General features: G+C 28.2%; 16 protein-coding genes and 1 tRNA gene. 5 read left to right on the top strand and 12 right to left on the bottom strand.

Features of this window, described 5'->3' with window-relative positions:
- Position 1: 1 nt before the first annotated feature.
- The 11 genes from ASKIR_RS04560 to ASKIR_RS04610 all read right to left on the bottom strand — a co-directional run bounded on the left by ASKIR_RS04560 (position 2) and on the right by ASKIR_RS04610 (position 10,690).
- A complete protein-coding gene (locus ASKIR_RS04560; protein ID WP_115588599.1) occupies positions 2–1,666 on the bottom strand; it encodes a hypothetical protein in 1,665 nt (554 codons plus the stop codon).
- Between the two features lie 8 nt (positions 1,667–1,674).
- On the bottom strand, positions 1,675–4,512 hold the full coding sequence (locus tag ASKIR_RS04565; protein ID WP_066350280.1) for a hypothetical protein: 2,838 nt from the start codon (positions 4,510–4,512) through the stop codon (positions 1,675–1,677).
- The gene (locus ASKIR_RS04570) at positions 4,512–5,285 is read right to left on the bottom strand and encodes a hypothetical protein (RefSeq protein ID WP_066407864.1); all 774 of its coding nucleotides are present in this window, start codon (positions 5,283–5,285) and stop codon (positions 4,512–4,514) included. Before ASKIR_RS04570 ends, ASKIR_RS04565 begins: the two co-directional genes overlap by 1 nt.
- A gap of 4 nt (positions 5,286–5,289) precedes the next feature.
- Entirely contained in the window at positions 5,290–6,033 is a 744-nt protein-coding gene (locus ASKIR_RS04575; RefSeq protein ID WP_115588600.1) for a hypothetical protein, read from the bottom strand.
- A complete protein-coding gene (locus ASKIR_RS04580; protein ID WP_115588601.1) occupies positions 6,030–6,752 on the bottom strand; it encodes a hypothetical protein in 723 nt (240 codons plus the stop codon). Before ASKIR_RS04580 ends, ASKIR_RS04575 begins: the two co-directional genes overlap by 4 nt.
- A 92-nt stretch (positions 6,753–6,844) precedes the next feature.
- The gene (locus tag ASKIR_RS04585; protein ID WP_115588602.1) at positions 6,845–7,540 is read right to left on the bottom strand and encodes a hypothetical protein; all 696 of its coding nucleotides are present in this window, start codon (positions 7,538–7,540) and stop codon (positions 6,845–6,847) included.
- Between the two features lie 89 nt (positions 7,541–7,629).
- On the bottom strand, positions 7,630–8,298 hold the full coding sequence (locus tag ASKIR_RS04590; RefSeq protein WP_115588603.1) for a hypothetical protein: 669 nt from the start codon (positions 8,296–8,298) through the stop codon (positions 7,630–7,632).
- 20 nt (positions 8,299–8,318) lie between these two features.
- A complete protein-coding gene (lptB, locus tag ASKIR_RS04595; RefSeq protein WP_066160991.1) occupies positions 8,319–9,044 on the bottom strand; it encodes an LPS export ABC transporter ATP-binding protein in 726 nt (241 codons plus the stop codon).
- A complete protein-coding gene (gene tsaE, locus ASKIR_RS04600) occupies positions 9,037–9,453 on the bottom strand; it encodes a tRNA (adenosine(37)-N6)-threonylcarbamoyltransferase complex ATPase subunit type 1 TsaE (RefSeq protein ID WP_115588604.1) in 417 nt (138 codons plus the stop codon). Before tsaE ends, lptB begins: the two co-directional genes overlap by 8 nt.
- Positions 9,450–10,439, bottom strand: coding sequence for an anthranilate phosphoribosyltransferase (gene trpD, locus ASKIR_RS04605; RefSeq protein ID WP_115588605.1), 990 nt, complete (start codon positions 10,437–10,439; stop codon positions 9,450–9,452). Before trpD ends, tsaE begins: the two co-directional genes overlap by 4 nt.
- Positions 10,440–10,441: 2 nt before the next feature.
- Entirely contained in the window at positions 10,442–10,690 is a 249-nt protein-coding gene (locus ASKIR_RS04610; RefSeq protein ID WP_066160999.1) for a S4 domain-containing protein, read from the bottom strand.
- A gap of 101 nt (positions 10,691–10,791) precedes the next feature.
- Between ASKIR_RS04610 and ASKIR_RS04615 the strand changes: the two genes are divergently transcribed.
- From ASKIR_RS04615 to ASKIR_RS04635, 5 genes are all read left to right on the top strand, one after another.
- Entirely contained in the window at positions 10,792–12,027 is a 1,236-nt protein-coding gene (locus ASKIR_RS04615) for an argininosuccinate synthase (protein ID WP_115588606.1), read from the top strand.
- Between the two features lie 114 nt (positions 12,028–12,141).
- Complete coding sequence (locus ASKIR_RS04620; protein WP_066161005.1) at positions 12,142–12,642, top strand: gamma carbonic anhydrase family protein; 501 nt, start codon at positions 12,142–12,144, stop codon at positions 12,640–12,642.
- Between the two features lie 42 nt (positions 12,643–12,684).
- Positions 12,685–12,769: transfer RNA gene (locus tag ASKIR_RS04625), tRNA-Leu, on the top strand.
- 79 nt (positions 12,770–12,848) lie between these two features.
- On the top strand, positions 12,849–14,894 hold the full coding sequence (locus tag ASKIR_RS04630; protein WP_115588607.1) for a BCCT family transporter: 2,046 nt from the start codon (positions 12,849–12,851) through the stop codon (positions 14,892–14,894).
- 15 nt (positions 14,895–14,909) lie between these two features.
- A complete protein-coding gene (locus ASKIR_RS04635; RefSeq protein ID WP_115588608.1) occupies positions 14,910–16,133 on the top strand; it encodes an MFS transporter in 1,224 nt (407 codons plus the stop codon).
- Positions 16,134–16,191: 58 nt separating this feature from the next.
- Here the strand turns inward: ASKIR_RS04635 and ASKIR_RS04640 are convergent, their stop codons facing one another.
- Positions 16,192–16,467 carry an HU family DNA-binding protein gene (locus ASKIR_RS04640; RefSeq protein ID WP_109076641.1) on the bottom strand — a complete coding sequence of 92 codons (276 nt, stop codon included), beginning with the start codon at positions 16,465–16,467 and terminating at the stop codon, positions 16,192–16,194.
- Positions 16,468–16,548 lie beyond the last annotated feature (81 nt).

The raw sequence follows: 16,548 nt of genomic DNA on the forward strand, positions 1-16,548 counted from the left end.
TTTAAAATCCTTTAATTTCTCTTAGTGTTATCACATAGACAATCTCTCTTCGTACATAAGATTTAGAATCTTTACCACCAACTGCAAATCCATCAATTGGAATAATTCCATCATACTCTTTTGCATCATCATGAACAATAATTGAACCAACTATTGAAGTTTCACCTAGTTTTACCTCTCTTGATATATTGTACTCTTGATCATTGTATTTTGGAAGACTAACCATATTTCCGCCAGCTAGTGTTGTATTATTCCAAGATATAAGTTTTTTAATACTTGGAGTTAGATTTAAAAATATTTTATCTCTTGATATTTTTGCAGATGCTGTTATGCTAGTACCTTCTTTTAAAGTATTAACTGTAACATCAGAGTCTATCTCATTTGTATCACTATTTCTTGTTGTCTCAATTTTTTCTATATAATCAGTGTTTTCTGTAATTGCTTGAACCGTTGGAATATTGTTTTTAAGAACTAACATATTTCTACTATAATTCAATATTCTTCCAATATTATTTTCAGATTGAGCCAAAAGTTTTAGGTTTCTAGATACTGTATTTTGATCAAAAACAATTGAAGATGAAGATGCTGGTTCTATCTCTCCAATATTTAAGCTAGAACCACTACTATTTATAATATTAGCTCCTAAAATACCAAATGTTCTATCTTTATTTAAAATTAGCTCAACTCTTTCAAACTCAACTATTGCCTCTTTAGAAAAAGATGATTCATAAGCCTTTGCCAAAGTTCTTACAGCATTTTCTATATTTTTTGTAGATTTTAAAAATATTAGACCACTAGCTTTATCTATGTGATAAGTTGATAATCTATCATTTGAAATTATACTTTTTATCATTTTGTCTAACTCTTCATATAAAACTATAGAAGATTTATTTTCAATTTTACTTCCACTACTGCTCTCTTGATTTGATGTTTGAGATGATGAACTCATATCTAAAAGTGGTATATTTAGCTCAATTACAATATCTTTATATCTTGAAATATTAATGCTCTCTTTCTCATAATCAATATCTACATAAACATCTTTTGAACTAGCTAAAGAGTTTAAAGCCTCTCCTAAAGTTTTTGAGTTTAAATTAATTATACTATTTTGGAAATCATTTCTATTTTCAATAGTATTAGCAAGGTTTATATTATAACCACTCTCATTTGTAATAAGTTTTAAAAGCTCTTCAACACTTAATTGACCATTTAAAATAAATCTTTTACTATTTATTGATAGTTTTTTTCTCTCACTTGTGTTTAATAAAGTAACTAAATTCAAATTACCATTCTTTTCTACAACAATAGATTTATCAATAACAGCATTTAAATAGTTACTTAGCTCTTGAACAGTATGAATTTTTATTCTACTTCTAGGAATTAAAATATCATTTGATTTTAGAAAATATATTTTATTTTCCATGTTTTCAAGTTCATTTAGTACTTCACTTAAAGTTTTATCTTCTAAAATGGAGATATATTTTTGTTTTACCTCATTATTCTCAATCAAACTTTCAGAGTAAGAACTTCTTAAGTTATTTAAATCATCCTTATTTAGTGCCTCTTTTTGTTTTTCAAGCATTTCATTATGAAAACTTTTAGGAGTACACCCCACAGTAACAAGTAACAAAACTGATAAACCAGAAGATAGTAATATTTTTTTCATCTCTTTCCTTATTTAAATTTAAATGAATAGTCAAAACTATTTATATATGTTGGGTATTTCAAAAATAAATTCCCAGAGTTATCAAATTTCTCAAAGGACATTTGATCATATAAGTTTTCTCTAGGATTTATAAAGAGTTTATTAACACTTGGAATTTTATCTATATCAAAAGCTCCTGTGTTAATAATAGGTAAAGATCTTGCAACATCTCCCCAACAATACATTTGATCTAATCCTCTAGCACCTGTAATTGTACATATAAATGGATTTGATGGCTCTTTATCATATATAATTTGAATATCAGCAATTCCAAATCCTTCGTTATCCCAATTTTCATCTACAATAGCACCAAATCCTATTTTAATTCTTCCATTTGAATCTGTTTTTGAATTTATTTTAAAAACATGCTCTTTTAATCTCATTTTTATATCATTATTAACATTGCTTTTTTCTTCAACAGTAATAAATTTACCACTATTTGAATGGTTATTAAAAGTCGCTTCTTGGGCAATATTATTATTTATAAATATTCTAAATTTTTCATTATCCCAAGAACCAAGTTCATATATTTTTATTAAAATTGTAATCTCTTTATCTTTTGCATCATTTATTAAGTACTCTTTTGATATCGCTTGTGAACCATTTGTATTTATTCTTAAATTATTAGTAGAGTGATTCTTTCCAAAAACTCCAAGAAATGGTTCAACAACATAATCTTTTCTTGTATTCCACCAAAAGAGACCATCTTGGACTCTTATTTTTCCATCATGAAAAGCGCCACTCCATCCATTTAAAACACTATTTTGAAAATTCTCTTTTTGACTTGAAAAAATATTTGGTTTAAAATAACTTATATTTTTAAACCAAGCATATTTTTTACTTCCAACATCAATAGATGGTTTGTTTAAAGTATCTAAGGCATCATCAAAAATAGTTTTATCATCACCTGTACAAGATGTTCCATCTGTATTTTTACAATTTGTTGCAAATGAGTTTGCATCTTTAGTTTTTAATTCACCATTTTGATTGATATAAGCAATTTGCCAAGAGCCATTTTTATTTAAATATGCTGTTGCAGATGTCATTCTCTCATCACCTGAATTTAGAGATATTTCATTTATGTTGTTATTTTCATTTAAATAATAAAATCTTCCTCTATTATCTCTTAGTACAAAAGTATCTGCTTGTGGTAGGATATAATCTTCAGAAAATCTTATAGAGCTTGAAACTAAAGTTGGCTTTTTTAAAATCTCTTTTAGAGTCTCTCCCCAAATATATAAGTTGTCATTATCATCTAAAGCAGTGAAAACTCTTCTATCTCTAGTCGCAGATATACTTACAAAAAATTTATCAGGCATAATTTGAGATTTGTTTGAATAGAGATTAAAATCATCACTTGCAACACCTAAAATACCATTTGTATTTTTTCCAATAGTATATAATTTTCCATCATCACTTAAAACTAAAATAGCATCTTCAACCATAGCAATATCTTTTAAAAATATTGCATTATTATTTTGTGAATTATCATTTTTATATTTTGCAAACTCAATATTTTGTCTAAGAATTGATTTTGCACCATTTTCGCTAGTAATTTTATATTCACCAATTGGTAAATCTCCATTGCAATATAAATTTCCAGCATGATTTAAAATAATTTTATCATCACTATTTTGATTTGAACTATTTTGAATATTTTCACAACTATCTTCTTCCAAGCTGCCATCATCTTTTTGTGTTGCTTTTGATTCAAAAATAGGAGATATTCCACAAACCATTTTACTATTCATTGCCATTTTTTCAAATTTTACTCTAAATGGTGAATTAAACCATCTTTTACTAACAATATCTAAATTGGCTTCATTTTCTAAGTCTGATTTTAGCATCACAGGAGTATTTATAAAATCAGCTGATATATTTTTATCAAGTTGTCCATAGTTTTCAATTCCTGCTTTCTTAAAGCTATTGTCTCCCCAACAAAATATATCTCCATTTGCAAGCATACATCCACCATTTGATCTAATAACTAAATCTTTTGCTTGTGGAATATAGTTTAAAATTCTCTCTTCTAAGCACAAATCACTATTTTTTCTATCATTTCTTCTATTTACAATACTCCAACCATCTCCATCTATACCAAATAAAAACTCTCCCATATAATTATCTTTAGTATAAATTTTATCTCCAATTTCACCTTTTATAAAATCTCTTTGCTTATTATCTTCAATATATTTTGGATAGCTAGAGTAAACATTAATTGTATTTTGATTTGAATCACAATATTTGTAGACTAAATCATTTTTTTCTATTTGCCAAAAGTTTCCAGTTGAACCACATTTTGAAGATACTTTTTGAACTCTCTCACCTTTTGCTATTTTTTCTAATATCTTTTTTTGTAAAGAGTGATATTTTATAAAAGTACCCTTTTGTAAATCCTCTTTTTTATTGCTAATTGGGGCTTGAGTATTTATTCTGAAATTTTGATCAATATAAAAGTTGTATACAAAATTTTCACTTTGTTTATATGGAACATCATCTAGAACCATAGATTTTACAACAACTCTTTGATTTGGTAAAATCTCAATTTGAAGATTTCTATCATTAAATGGATTTTTGAAATCTTTAAATTTATCTCCAAGTAGATATATAAGTTTCTCATCTTCAATATCAAATTCACCATCTTTTACTGGAAGTTTTAACTCTTCAAGAATATATCTATTTATTGCAAGAGCCAAATACTCCTCTTTTGCAATTAATATCTTTACATTATTTATTTTAGATTCACTTGTAGTAGAGGCTAGTAAATTACTTAAAAGTAAAGATATTATTACAAAATATTTAAACATTACTCAACTCCATAAATTCTAGGTTTTCCATCTTCACTAGCAATGATTTTTATATATTTTTTACCATCTGAGTAGATAATAGTTCCTATATTTAAATCTTCAAACCCCATCTCTATGTAAATTGGGTCGTCTTCTTTTAGTGGTGGATTATTTATTCTTTTACTTATAAAAATAGCGCCTTTTTCCATATCTTTTATATTGTATATAATATGTGAATCATTTAGTGTATATTTTCTAATTGTTTTTTGATTATCTTTTGGATTTATGCAATATTTATTTGCCTCACATTTACTATAGTCATCTACTTTTAAAATAGTATCTCCATTATTTAAAATTTTAAATAGATTTTGTGCCTCTTTTGATTTTAAAACTATTTTTACATATTGAAGTTTTTCATCTTTTTCATAAACAGATGTTCTATCTCTATACAGATCTCTTTTGTAATATAGCTTTATAAACTCATCAGAGTATTTTTTGCTATCAATAGCTATTGCTAATTTATCATTTGAACCACTAAAAAATGCCAAATCTTTACCAAACATATTTTTTAAAGAGAAATTTGAGCCCAAATAGTAGCTATCTTCTGGATTTTGATTATCTTTTAGTAAATCGTTCATTGTGGGAATTTTAAACTCATTTAAAATATATTTCTCAAAATTATATGCTATTTGCTCTTCTCTTTCAATAACATTTGAAAGAGCTAAAACAGTTCTATTATCAAGTGCAAAAAGGTTTAAACACAATAAAAATATTGTAAAAATATATTTTTTCAATCTACTACTCCTCTACACTTAAATTTGCAAATTTTTTATCTTTTGCATTCTCATCACCAATTTTTAAATATTTTATTCCATCTCTATCATAAAATATAGTTCCATTTGAAAAAATATTAAATATTGGTTCATCTTCGTCAATTTTTTCAATGATTATAGGACCATTTTTAAATGAGTTTAAAGAAAAAGCTAATAAAAATTTGCTAGGTTTTTCTTTGTATGATGAATCTTCAAAAACATAATCATACTTTTCTACATCTACATAAATACTATCTTCAAGATGACAAAGTTCTATCTTGCTTGTATATTTTTCTGGACATAAATCAATGCTATTTATATTTTTATACAACATAATAGTAGCAAGAAGTTTAGCCAAAGGATTTTGTAGATTAAAATATATTTTATTCTCTATAAAATAACTTCTATCTCTATATGTAGAACTCTCATATAAATTTTTTGCAAAACTATCATTTTGTAGCTCTTCAGGTAAATTTGAACTAAAACTTAATATATTTTGATTTTTATCAAAATTTTTTATACTATTATTAATTATTAGCTCATTATCTGCTATATAAGAAGGTGTTACAAATCTGAAATCTTGAATTATATGGTTCTCAAAAGAGTTTATAAATCTCTCTTCCATCTCTATAATCTCTTTTACTTTTTTTGCTATATTTTGAGTATTATCAAAATTAGAGTTTGCATTTATAGATAAAAATAGAACAAGTAATAAAATAAGTTTTTTCATAAGTTATCCTTTAAAACTTGATGAACTCTTGCTTCATATCCAATTGTAGAGCTATTTAAACTCTCTTTTATAGAGTAGAGAAATCTATCTTTCAAATCTTTTTTCTCATCTTCGATTACATTGTTATAATCTGGAATAAAACTTTCAACTTTTGATTCTTTAAAATCTTTAATTATATTAATATTTGAAACGTCATCAATTTTTTTGTTAGTATCTAAAATATTTGGTAGTAAAATTGCAAAAAGATAGTTTGTAGCACTATTTACACTATCTTTCCACTCTTTTTGTTCATTATAGAAATTTTTTGAGTGAGGAGCTATTTGTATCTTATATTCTCCATTTTCTAAAATAAACTGCTCTTTACTTATTTTTGCTCTTAAAGCCATTATTTTTAATCTTTCACTTTGATCTATCTTTATATTTGCATTCTCATCTATAAAGTTTTTATTTGAAAGATTACTTGAATTATCTCTATCTAATAAAAATGCCTTTTCCCAACTTCCATTTGGTAAAGATGCAATTAAATCATCTCTTGTGATTGTGCTTGTATCTTTAATATTATACTTTTTTGCATAATCCTCTTTAAGTTTACTAATGATTTCATAGTTTTCTTGAATATGTCTAATCTCTCTTTTGGTATTTAGTGAGTGAATAGCTCCTGCAATAACAAAAATAGATACAACTACAAAGGCAGATTTTATGAAGATATTTGATACCAAAACTCCCCCTAAATTTTTGTTAAAACAAACTAGAATTTTAAACTTAAAACTCTAATTTATCTTATATTTAAAGGGAAAACCCCTTTAAATATTTATTTAGATAGAACTAATTCGCTTGGACCAAAGTCATAAAAGTAGATTGCAAACATACCATCATCATTTGTTCCTGTTGTCGCTTCTATTGGTAATCTTTGTTCTGCAGCAGTACCCGTTGTTCTTTTTGCTCCAGCTTCAAATGTAGCACCAGCTGTAGCAACACTAGCTTTTCTATCTACATATGCGATACCTTTTAAATCTGTTTCTATTTGAGATTCTAGGAAACCTGCATTATCTTCTAAAGTACCTCTACTTAAGTCAACAAAAATTCCAGGTATTGTACCAGGAGTATTTGCTATCAAAGATATTAACATAGAACCTGAACCATCTGTATTGTTAGTAGCATTTCCACCAAAAGATATAGCTGAGTATTGATTAAACGTATTACCAGTTCTTGCATTTCCATCTTTATCTCGTGCAATTTGTTCATTTATTTGCTCTGCAAAATAACCATCTCTTGCTAGACCAACTAAAGTGTTATAATATTCAACTGGATTTGCTGTACTGTAATCATTTGCAATCTTTCCATCTCTAGCAGCAAATTTTAGACCACTTTTAATATTATTAATCTCTGTAATAACACTTGTTTTTTGTGCTACACCAGTTATTTTATCACCAGTTCCCCCAAAAGTTTGGAACATATAAATCATAGCCCCAACTACAATGATAATCATCGCTATCAACTGTGGCATTTGTACCCCTTAAATTTAAATTTTATAGTTAAAAAACTATTAGGAAAAAATTTTAGCTTAACTATTATTAAATAAGTATTAAAAAAATATTATTTAAAAATTATACAAGCAAATTTTCCATCATTTTTATCTCCGCTTGTAGTTAAGTTTAAATTTTCATTAATATTGTTAGCTTTTGTAAAGAATATTCCAAATAACTCTTTTTGACATAAATCTTTGTATCTATTCTCTGTAAATGCAGGTTTGTTTATTAAAGCTGTTTCATTACTAAAATCAACAAATAGCTTATAACCATTTCCAGCATCTTTGCTTAAATCTATTGTACTTCCACTATCTTGTGTTGGATTATCGCTTGTAACTATTGGAACTAAAATATACTCAATCTTGCTATTTGGAAATATTAGTTTTGTTGTTGAATACTTTTTAATATCAGCCTCTACTTCATTTTCAAAAGCAAGATTTATCTCATTTTTTATTGTATTTTCAACACTTCCCAAAGAGCTATTATCTTTATATTTTAAATTTTCTCCACTAACAGCACTAATATAAGATGGAAATATATCGCTTGAATAGATTTTCGCAAAATTAATTGTGCTTAAGTCACTATATAAATTTATATAGTTCTCATTTAAAACCAAAAAACTCTTCTCAGCACTATTTAAAGAGCTTAAAAAAGAGCTATCATCTGCCTCATATCTAGAAAAAAATATGATGATTGCAACACTAACTGCAACAATAGTACCTAGAAAATATCCCATAAAAACTCCTTTGTGTAAGTTTAACTAAATTTAAAATCCTCACCTAAATAGTGCTCTTTTACTCTTTGGTCATTTTTTATCTCATTTGCAGTTCCACTTGCTAATAGTGCTCCAGCTTTCATAACATAAGCTCTATCACAAATTTCCAAAGTCTCTCTTACATTATGGTCTGTTATTAAAACACCAATATTTAACTTTGTTAAATCTTTAACTAAATTTTGAATATCCTTAACAGCAATTGGATCAACTCCTGCAAAAGGTTCATCAAGAAGTAAGAATTTTGGATTTGAAACAAGTGCTCTTGCAATCTCTGTTCTTCTTCTCTCTCCTCCTGATAAAGATACACCTTTTCTTTGTCTTATTGGTTCAATATTTAAAAGTTGCAAAAGCTCTTCAACTCTTTGTTGTTGAATCTCTTTATCTTTAAATGCAATTTCAGCTGCTAAAAGTAGATTGTCTTCAACACTTAAATCTTTAAAAATAGATGACTCTTGAGGCAAATATCCAATTCCTCTTAATGCGCGTTTGTGAAGAGGAAGAGCTGTAATATCTTCAGCGTCAAAATATACACTCCCGCTACTTGGTTTTACAAGTCCACAAACTGTATAAAATGTTGTAGTTTTTCCAGCACCATTTGGTCCTAAAAGTCCTACAATTTCGCCTGTATTAACTTCAAGGCTAATACCATGCAATATTTGTGTTTTTTTAATATTTTTTTTGATATCAACTATTTTTAACTTACTCATTTATAATGTACAACCTTTTATCATCTTTTTTATCTATATTTATTATTAAAAAATCAAACCCATAATCGCTTAGAATATTTTCTAAAGCACTATTTCCCCACTCAACAAAATGTATTCCACTCTTTTCAAACTCTTCAAGCATACCTAAAGCTATAAAATCCTCTAAACTCTTATTATATAAATCATAGTGAAAAATATTTTCACCATATTGAACTTGAATTGAAAATGTAGGAGAGTTTACAAGATCTTTTAATCCAATAGATTTTACATACTCTTGCACTAAAGTAGTTTTTCCACTTGCTAAATCACCTTTTAATAAAACAATACAATCTCTATTTTGAACTCTTTTTTTAAGCTCATTAACAACTAATGATATATTCTCTAAAGATGTTAAAAACTCTTTTTTCATTTTAAACTAAGCCTTTTTGAATAGTTTACAATCTCTTCTAATTTTTTATATGCTTTTTGACTTTTTATAGCCTCTCTTGCTATTTCTATTCCCTCTTTTATATCTCTTGCTTTTTCATCAACTACTAATGCAGCAGCTGCATTTAATAGAACAATATCAAGTTTTGCTCCAGTTGTTTTTCCGCTTAAAATATCTCTTGTAATTTGAGCATTCTCTTTTGGACCAGCTCCAACTATATCATCTTTAGATGCAATTTTTAATCCATAATCTTCTGGATTTATAATAAAATCTGTAAGTTTTCCATTATCAAGTAGTGTTGCATAAGTAACACTTGAGATTGATATCTCATCCATTCCATCTTCACTTGATAAAACAATTGCTTTGTTGCAATCTAGCATATCTAAAGCTGTTGCAATTTTATTTATAAAATCTTTATGAAATACACCAATTACCTGTTTTTTAACCATAGCAGGGCTACAAAGTGGTCCAATTATATTCATAATAGTTCTATGGTCAATAGTTTTTCTAACAGGAGTAATATATTTCATAGCTGGATGATGATTTGCTGCAAACATAAATCCAAAACCAGTATCTTCAAGCATTTTTGATGTATCTTCAAGACTTAGATTTAAATTTATTCCCAAAGCTTCAAGCATATCAGCACTTCCACTTTTGCTTGTAACACTTCTATTTCCATGTTTTGCTACAAATGATCCAACGCTTGCTAGTAAAATAGAGACTGTACTTGAAATATTAAAACTATAACTTTTATCTCCACCAGTTCCTACAATATCAATTGCTTTGTTCTTTAACTCTTCACTAATAGGAAGAGCAATCATATGATCTCTCATAGAACTTGCAGCTCCAGCAAACTCTGAAGCTGTTTCACCTCTTTCATATAGTGCTAAAAAATACTCTCTTATATCATCTGGTGATAATCTATTTTCAAAAATATCATCAAACTTTGCTTTTGTCTCTAAAAACATATTTAAATTATCCTTTGTACATATTCATCTATTTTTGATTTTGGCGTTGATTTTGTTGTTGGAATTTGAAGAATTTTAAATTTTTCACTATTTTCAAGATATTTTATCTCTATAATATCTCCAACCTTTACCTCTTTTGCTTTTTTAACGGCATTTCCATTTAAAAATACAACTTTATGTTCTAGCATATCTTCTGCTATTGCTCTTCTTTTTGTGATATTTACACTGTTTAAAAATTTATCTATTCTCATAAGTTTGATTATATTGAAATAAAAATTAAAAGTGCTTAAATGGTTTTATAGTAAAATTTTGGTATTATCCCGCCTATAAATTACCAAAACTAGGAAAAATAATGAGTAAAAAAGATATAAAAAAAGTTGTACTTGCATATAGTGGAGGCTTAGATACTTCTATTATTTTAAAGTGGCTTCAAGAGGAGTATAGTGCTGAAGTTATTACTTTTACAGCTGATTTAGGACAAGGTGAAGAGGTAGAACCTGCAAGAAAAAAAGCAATTGCTTGTGGAATTAAACCTGAAAATGTTTATATTTTAGATTTAAAAGAGGAGTTTGTTAAAGATTATGTTTTCCCTATGTTTAGAGCAAATGCTATTTACGAAGGTGAGTATCTTTTAGGAACTTCAATAGCAAGACCACTGATTGCAAAAAAACTTGTTGAAATTGCAAATGAAAAAGGTGCACAAGCTGTAAGTCACGGAGCAACTGGAAAAGGAAATGACCAAGTTAGATTTGAACTTGGAGCATTAGCTTTAAATCCAGATTTAAAAGTAATTGCTCCTTGGAGAGAGTGGGAGTTAAATTCAAGAGAATCTTTACTTGAATATGCAAAAAAACATGGAATTGAAATTTCTCAAAAACATGTTGATGAAAATGGAAACCCAAAAATAAGCCCATACTCAATGGATGCAAACCTTTTACATATATCTTATGAAGGGCTTCATTTAGAGAACCCAGCTGCTGAGCCTGAAGAGTCTATGTGGTTATGGACAACATCTCCTGAAAAAGCTCCAGATAAGCCAGAGTATATTGAAATTGAGTATAAAAATGGAGACCCAATTGCACTAAATGGTGAGAAATTAACTCCTGCTTCTTTACTTGAAGCTTTAAATAAACTTGGAAATAAGCACGGTATTGGAAGAGTTGATATTGTTGAAAATAGATATGTTGGTATGAAAGCTCGTGGTTGTTATGAGACTCCAGGTGGAACTATTATGTTAAAAGCTCATAGAGCTATTGAATCTTTAACTTTGGATAGAGAAGCTACTCACTTAAAAGATGAGTTAATGCCAAGATATGCAAAACTAATCTATCAAGGATATTGGTTCTCACCTGAGCGAGAGATGCTTCAAGCTGCAATTGATGCAACTCAGAAGAATGTAGAAGGAAAAGTAAGACTTAAACTTTACAAAGGTAATGTTATGGTTGTTGGTAGAGAGTCAAGTAAATCTTTATATGATGATGCATACTCAACATTTGAAAAAGATGAAGTTTATAATCAAAAAGATGCAGAAGGATTTATTAGATTAAATGCTTTAAGACTTGTAATTGCAGGTAAAAAACAAAAATAAATAGTAGAAGTTAAGGAAAACATCCTTAGCTTCTTCAAAACTTCTAATTTGCAACTTCATTGCTACTTTTTTATACTAAAATCTTGCCTTATTATTTAAAGGAGATTTATACTTATGATATTAAAATTTAAAGAGTTTTACCCAAATATTCATCCAACTGCTTGGATTGCACCAAGTGCAGATTTAATTGGAAATATAGAAATAGCAGAAGATAGTTCTGTTTGGTTTGGTTGTGTTATTAGGTCTGATGTAAATGAGGTTAGAATTGGTAAAAATACAAATATTCAAGATCTATCTTGTATTCATACAGATACAAATACAAAAACAATTATTGGTGATAATGTAACTGTTGGTCATAAAGTTATGCTTCATGGATGTACTATTGAAAACAACTGTCTAATAGGAATGAGTGCTACAATTTTAGATAATGCAGTAATTGGTGAAGGAAGTATCGTAGGAGCAAATTCTTTGGTAACATATGGCAAGGTTTTCCCACCAAAAAGCTTAATTATGGGAAGTCCTGCAAAAGTTGTAAGAGAGTTAAGCGATGAAGAAGTTCAAGGTTTAATTGACCATGCAAAACATTATGTAGAGTATAAAAACGAATATAGATAAGCTTAAGAAAAAATAGATATAATTTCGGTCTGTTTTTTCTATGCGGATGTGGTGGAACGGTAGACACGCTACCTTGAGGTGGTAGTGCATTACGTGTGTGCGAGTTCAAATCTCGCCATCCGCACCATTTAAATTATTTAAAATCTAATAAACATTTTTTTTATTTAAGCTACTTTTGACTATATTAAAAAGAAAAGGATTTTAATATGTCATTTGAAAAGCTCAAAAAATCAAATTCAACTATACTAATTCCTGTTTTTATTCCAGCAGTTATTGTAATATCACTTATGGTTATAGGAACAATTAGTAATCCAAAATTAGCAGGAGATATTTTTGCAGATGTATTAGCATATATTACAGAAGATTTTGGTTGGTTTTATATGCTTTGTGTTACACTATTTTTAATCTTTGTTGTTGGAGTTGCTATATCTCCTTGGGGTAAAATTAAATTAGGACCAGATCATTCAGAGCCTGAATATAGTTTTAGCTCTTGGTTTGCTATGCTTTTTTCTGCTGGTTATGGAATAGCTTTACTTTTTTTTGGTGTTGCTGAACCAATTCTTCACTACTCAACACCACCTCAAGGTGCGGCTTTAACAGTTGATGCAGCAAAACAAGCTATGCAAATATCTTATTTTCACTGGGGTTTTCATATTTGGGGAATATATGGACTTACAGGTTTGGCTTTAGCATATTTTGCTTTTAGACACGGTTTACCTTTATCTATGAGATCTACTCTTTATCCTTTAATAGGTGATAAAATCTATGGAGCACCTGGGCATATTGTTGATACTTTTGCAATTTTAGGAACAGTTTTTGGAATTGCAACAACATTGGGTCTTTCAGTTGCGCAAATAAATGCTGGGATTAACTATTTATGGCCCTCAATAGATGTTAGTATTTCTGTTCAAATCACTATTATTGCACTTATTACATCAATTGCATTAATCTCTGTAGTTGCTGGAATGGATAAAGGGATTAAAAGATTATCAATAATAAATATTTTTATTGCTGTAGTTTTAATGACATTTGTATTTATTGCAGGTCCTACAATATTTATTCTTGAGACTTTTTTAGAAAATACTGGAAGTTATTTAAGTAATATTGTGGAGAGAACTTTTAGTCTTCAAGCTTATACTTCAAGTGATTGGATGGGTAATTGGACTTTATTTATCTTTGGTTGGACAATTGCTTGGGCTCCATTTGTTGGATTGTTTATTGCCAAAATTAGTCGTGGTAGAACTATTAGACAGTTTGTAGTTGGAGTTATGTTAGTTCCAACTTTGTTTACATTTTTATGGTTTAGTGTATTTGGAGATACAGCTTTACATATGGTTATGGTTCAAGGATATGAAGAGCTTATAAAAGAGGTTCAAACTGATAAAGCAATAGCACTTTTTAAACTTTATGAAAGATTACCATTTACTCAAATAGTATCTTTTATAACTGTAATTTTAATCATCACTTTTTTTGTAACTTCAGCTGATTCAGGATCTTTAGTTGTTGATTCACTTGCATCTGGAGGGGCAACATATACTCCAATTTGGCAAAGAGTTTTTTGGGTTGTAATTCAAGGAGTTATAGCATCTGTTCTACTTTTAGCTGGGGGATTGGGTGCTTTACAAACTGCATCAATTACAAGTGCTTTGCCTTTTGCAATTATTATGTTAATAGCAGCTATTGGAGTTTGGAGAGCTTTGGTAATAGAGAGTCACAGAGTAGCAAGTTTAAATCATAGCATAAGTTTAAGTATGTATTCAGATGAGAAACAAAGCAATTGGAGAGAAAAACTAAATACACTCATAAATTTTCCAACAAAAGATTTAGTTGTTGATTTTATAAAAAATGATGTTTATAAAAGTATGAAAAAAGTTGAAAAAGAGCTTGAAAACAAAGATTGGAATTGTAAAATTGAATATGATGAGGAGTATATAAGAGCTATCATTGTGATATTTAAAAATGATGATATTAAGTTTACATATGAGGTTAGATTAAGAGAGTATGAGCTTCCTGATTTTGTAGAACAAAATATAGATCAAAAAAAACAAAAATATTATTACAATGCAGAGGTTTTTCTAAAAAGAGGTGGTTTATACTATGATTTATATGGTTATGATGAGAATACAATAATAAATGACATAATAACTCAATTTGAAAAATACTTAAGATTTGTTCACACATCACCTGGAACTTTACCTTGGGATATGAGTGAACATGATGAGTTATTAAATGATTCAAGAACAAACAAATAAAAATGAAGGATTTATATGAAAAACTTAAAAACTTATATCTTGCCAATATCATCACTTTTTTTAAGTATCACATTTTTAGCAATAGGTTATGGAATTATGATAACTTATATAGGTGTTTATTTAAAACAAGCTGGAGCATCTAGTTTTTCAATAGGTTTAATAAATTCAGCATTTTTTTTAGGAGCAATCGCATCATCAATTTTTAGCCAAAAAATAATATCAACTATTGGACATATTAGAAGTTTTGCATCTTTTGCTGCTTTAATGGTAATTGCTTTTTTACTTCACTCTGTATATTTAAATGAATTTTTTTGGGGATTTCTAAGGCTTATTTCTGGTTTCTCATTTTATGCTCTTTTAATAATTGTTGAAAGTTGGTTAAATGAAAAGAGTTCAAACTCTCAAAGAGGTCAGATTTTGGCTATTTATACAATAATTTTTTATCTTTCAACTGCTTTAGGGCAACTATTTTTAACTATTCCAAAAGATTCTGAATTTTTTGTATTTACAGTTGGTTCTGTGTTGGTACTTTTTTCTTTAATTACTATTGCTATGACGAAGATAAAAGAGCCAATTTTAAAACCTTTTGAACAGTATAGTTTTCCAAAACTATACTCTATAGTTCCTTTGGCACTTACAGGAAGTTTTATAGGTGGATTTTTTGTTGGAAGTTTTTTTACAATGCTACCTTTGACTATACTGCATAAATTTGATTCAACAACTATTTTATCAATATTTATGTCTTTAACTTTGATTGGTGGATTAGTTTCTCAGTGGCCTATTGGAAAATTATCAGATAAATATGGAAGAAGAAAGTTGATTGCTTTTTGTGGATTTTTTACAGCTTTTGTCTCTCTTCTTTTTATAATAGTTCCTGAATTAAATAGTTACTACTATATTTTGGCGCTACTTTTAGGAGTGACTATATTTGCTATTTATCCACTTAGTCTTGCAAGAGCAAATGATGTTTTAGATGAAAATAAAGATATGGTTGAGATTAGTCGAGCTTTACTTTTTGCTTATGGTGCTGGAAGTTTTATAGCTCCAATTATTTTAGGTATTATATTTACATTTTTAAACTATGAAGCTATATTTTTTATATATCTAACAATTGGATTTTTTTTAGGATTATACTCTTTATCTAGAAAAAGAGTTGCTGATGATGATATGAGTGTTTTTGTAAACTTCCCTGTTACTTCAGGTCCTGTTGTTGCACAAATGGATCCAAGACAAGATTAAAAGCATAAAAAAAGGGGTCATCATTTGATGACCCCTTTTCTTTTATAAATAGATAAAATTATTTTGCAACAGCTTCTTTTAAAGCTTTTCCAACTTTAAATTTAGCAACAGTTGTTGCAGGTACATTTACAGTTTTATCTGTTCCTGGAACTTTTGCAACTCTAGCAGCTCTTGCAGCTGTTGAGAATGTTCCAAATCCAACAAATGCAACTGAATCTTTTTTTACTAAAGCTTCAGTAATAGTCTCTAAAACTGCATCAACTGCACTTTTTGAATCTTTTTTAGATAATCCAGCTTTTGCTGCAACTGCATCAATAAATTCTGTTTTGTTCATTTATACTCTCCGTGTTAAAATTAAATTTTATTGTATCTAAAATATTTGATATTTTTTAAATAATTGAAAATATTTATACAA

The sequence above is a fragment of the Aliarcobacter skirrowii CCUG 10374 genome (assembly GCF_003544835.1).
Taxonomy (GTDB): domain Bacteria; phylum Campylobacterota; class Campylobacteria; order Campylobacterales; family Arcobacteraceae; genus Aliarcobacter; species Aliarcobacter skirrowii.

Coding starts and splice junctions, on each gene's coding strand:
- ASKIR_RS04560 (WP_115588599.1), bottom strand. CDS start 1,666: ATGAAAAAAATATTACTATCTTCTGGTTTATCAGTTTTGTTACTTGTT.
- ASKIR_RS04565 (WP_066350280.1), bottom strand. CDS start 4,512: ATGTTTAAATATTTTGTAATAATATCTTTACTTTTAAGTAATTTACTA.
- ASKIR_RS04575 (WP_115588600.1), bottom strand. CDS start 6,033: ATGAAAAAACTTATTTTATTACTTGTTCTATTTTTATCTATAAATGCA.
- ASKIR_RS04585 (WP_115588602.1), bottom strand. CDS start 7,540: ATGCCACAGTTGATAGCGATGATTATCATTGTAGTTGGGGCTATGATT.
- ASKIR_RS04590 (WP_115588603.1), bottom strand. CDS start 8,298: ATGGGATATTTTCTAGGTACTATTGTTGCAGTTAGTGTTGCAATCATC.
- lptB (WP_066160991.1), bottom strand. CDS start 9,044: ATGAGTAAGTTAAAAATAGTTGATATCAAAAAAAATATTAAAAAAACA.
- tsaE (WP_115588604.1), bottom strand. CDS start 9,453: ATGAAAAAAGAGTTTTTAACATCTTTAGAGAATATATCATTAGTTGTT.
- trpD (WP_115588605.1), bottom strand. CDS start 10,439: ATGTTTTTAGAGACAAAAGCAAAGTTTGATGATATTTTTGAAAATAGA.
- ASKIR_RS04610 (WP_066160999.1), bottom strand. CDS start 10,690: ATGAGAATAGATAAATTTTTAAACAGTGTAAATATCACAAAAAGAAGA.
- ASKIR_RS04615 (WP_115588606.1), top strand. CDS start 10,792: ATGAGTAAAAAAGATATAAAAAAAGTTGTACTTGCATATAGTGGAGGC.
- ASKIR_RS04620 (WP_066161005.1), top strand. CDS start 12,142: ATGATATTAAAATTTAAAGAGTTTTACCCAAATATTCATCCAACTGCT.
- ASKIR_RS04630 (WP_115588607.1), top strand. CDS start 12,849: ATGTCATTTGAAAAGCTCAAAAAATCAAATTCAACTATACTAATTCCT.
- ASKIR_RS04635 (WP_115588608.1), top strand. CDS start 14,910: ATGAAAAACTTAAAAACTTATATCTTGCCAATATCATCACTTTTTTTA.
- ASKIR_RS04640 (WP_109076641.1), bottom strand. CDS start 16,467: ATGAACAAAACAGAATTTATTGATGCAGTTGCAGCAAAAGCTGGATTA.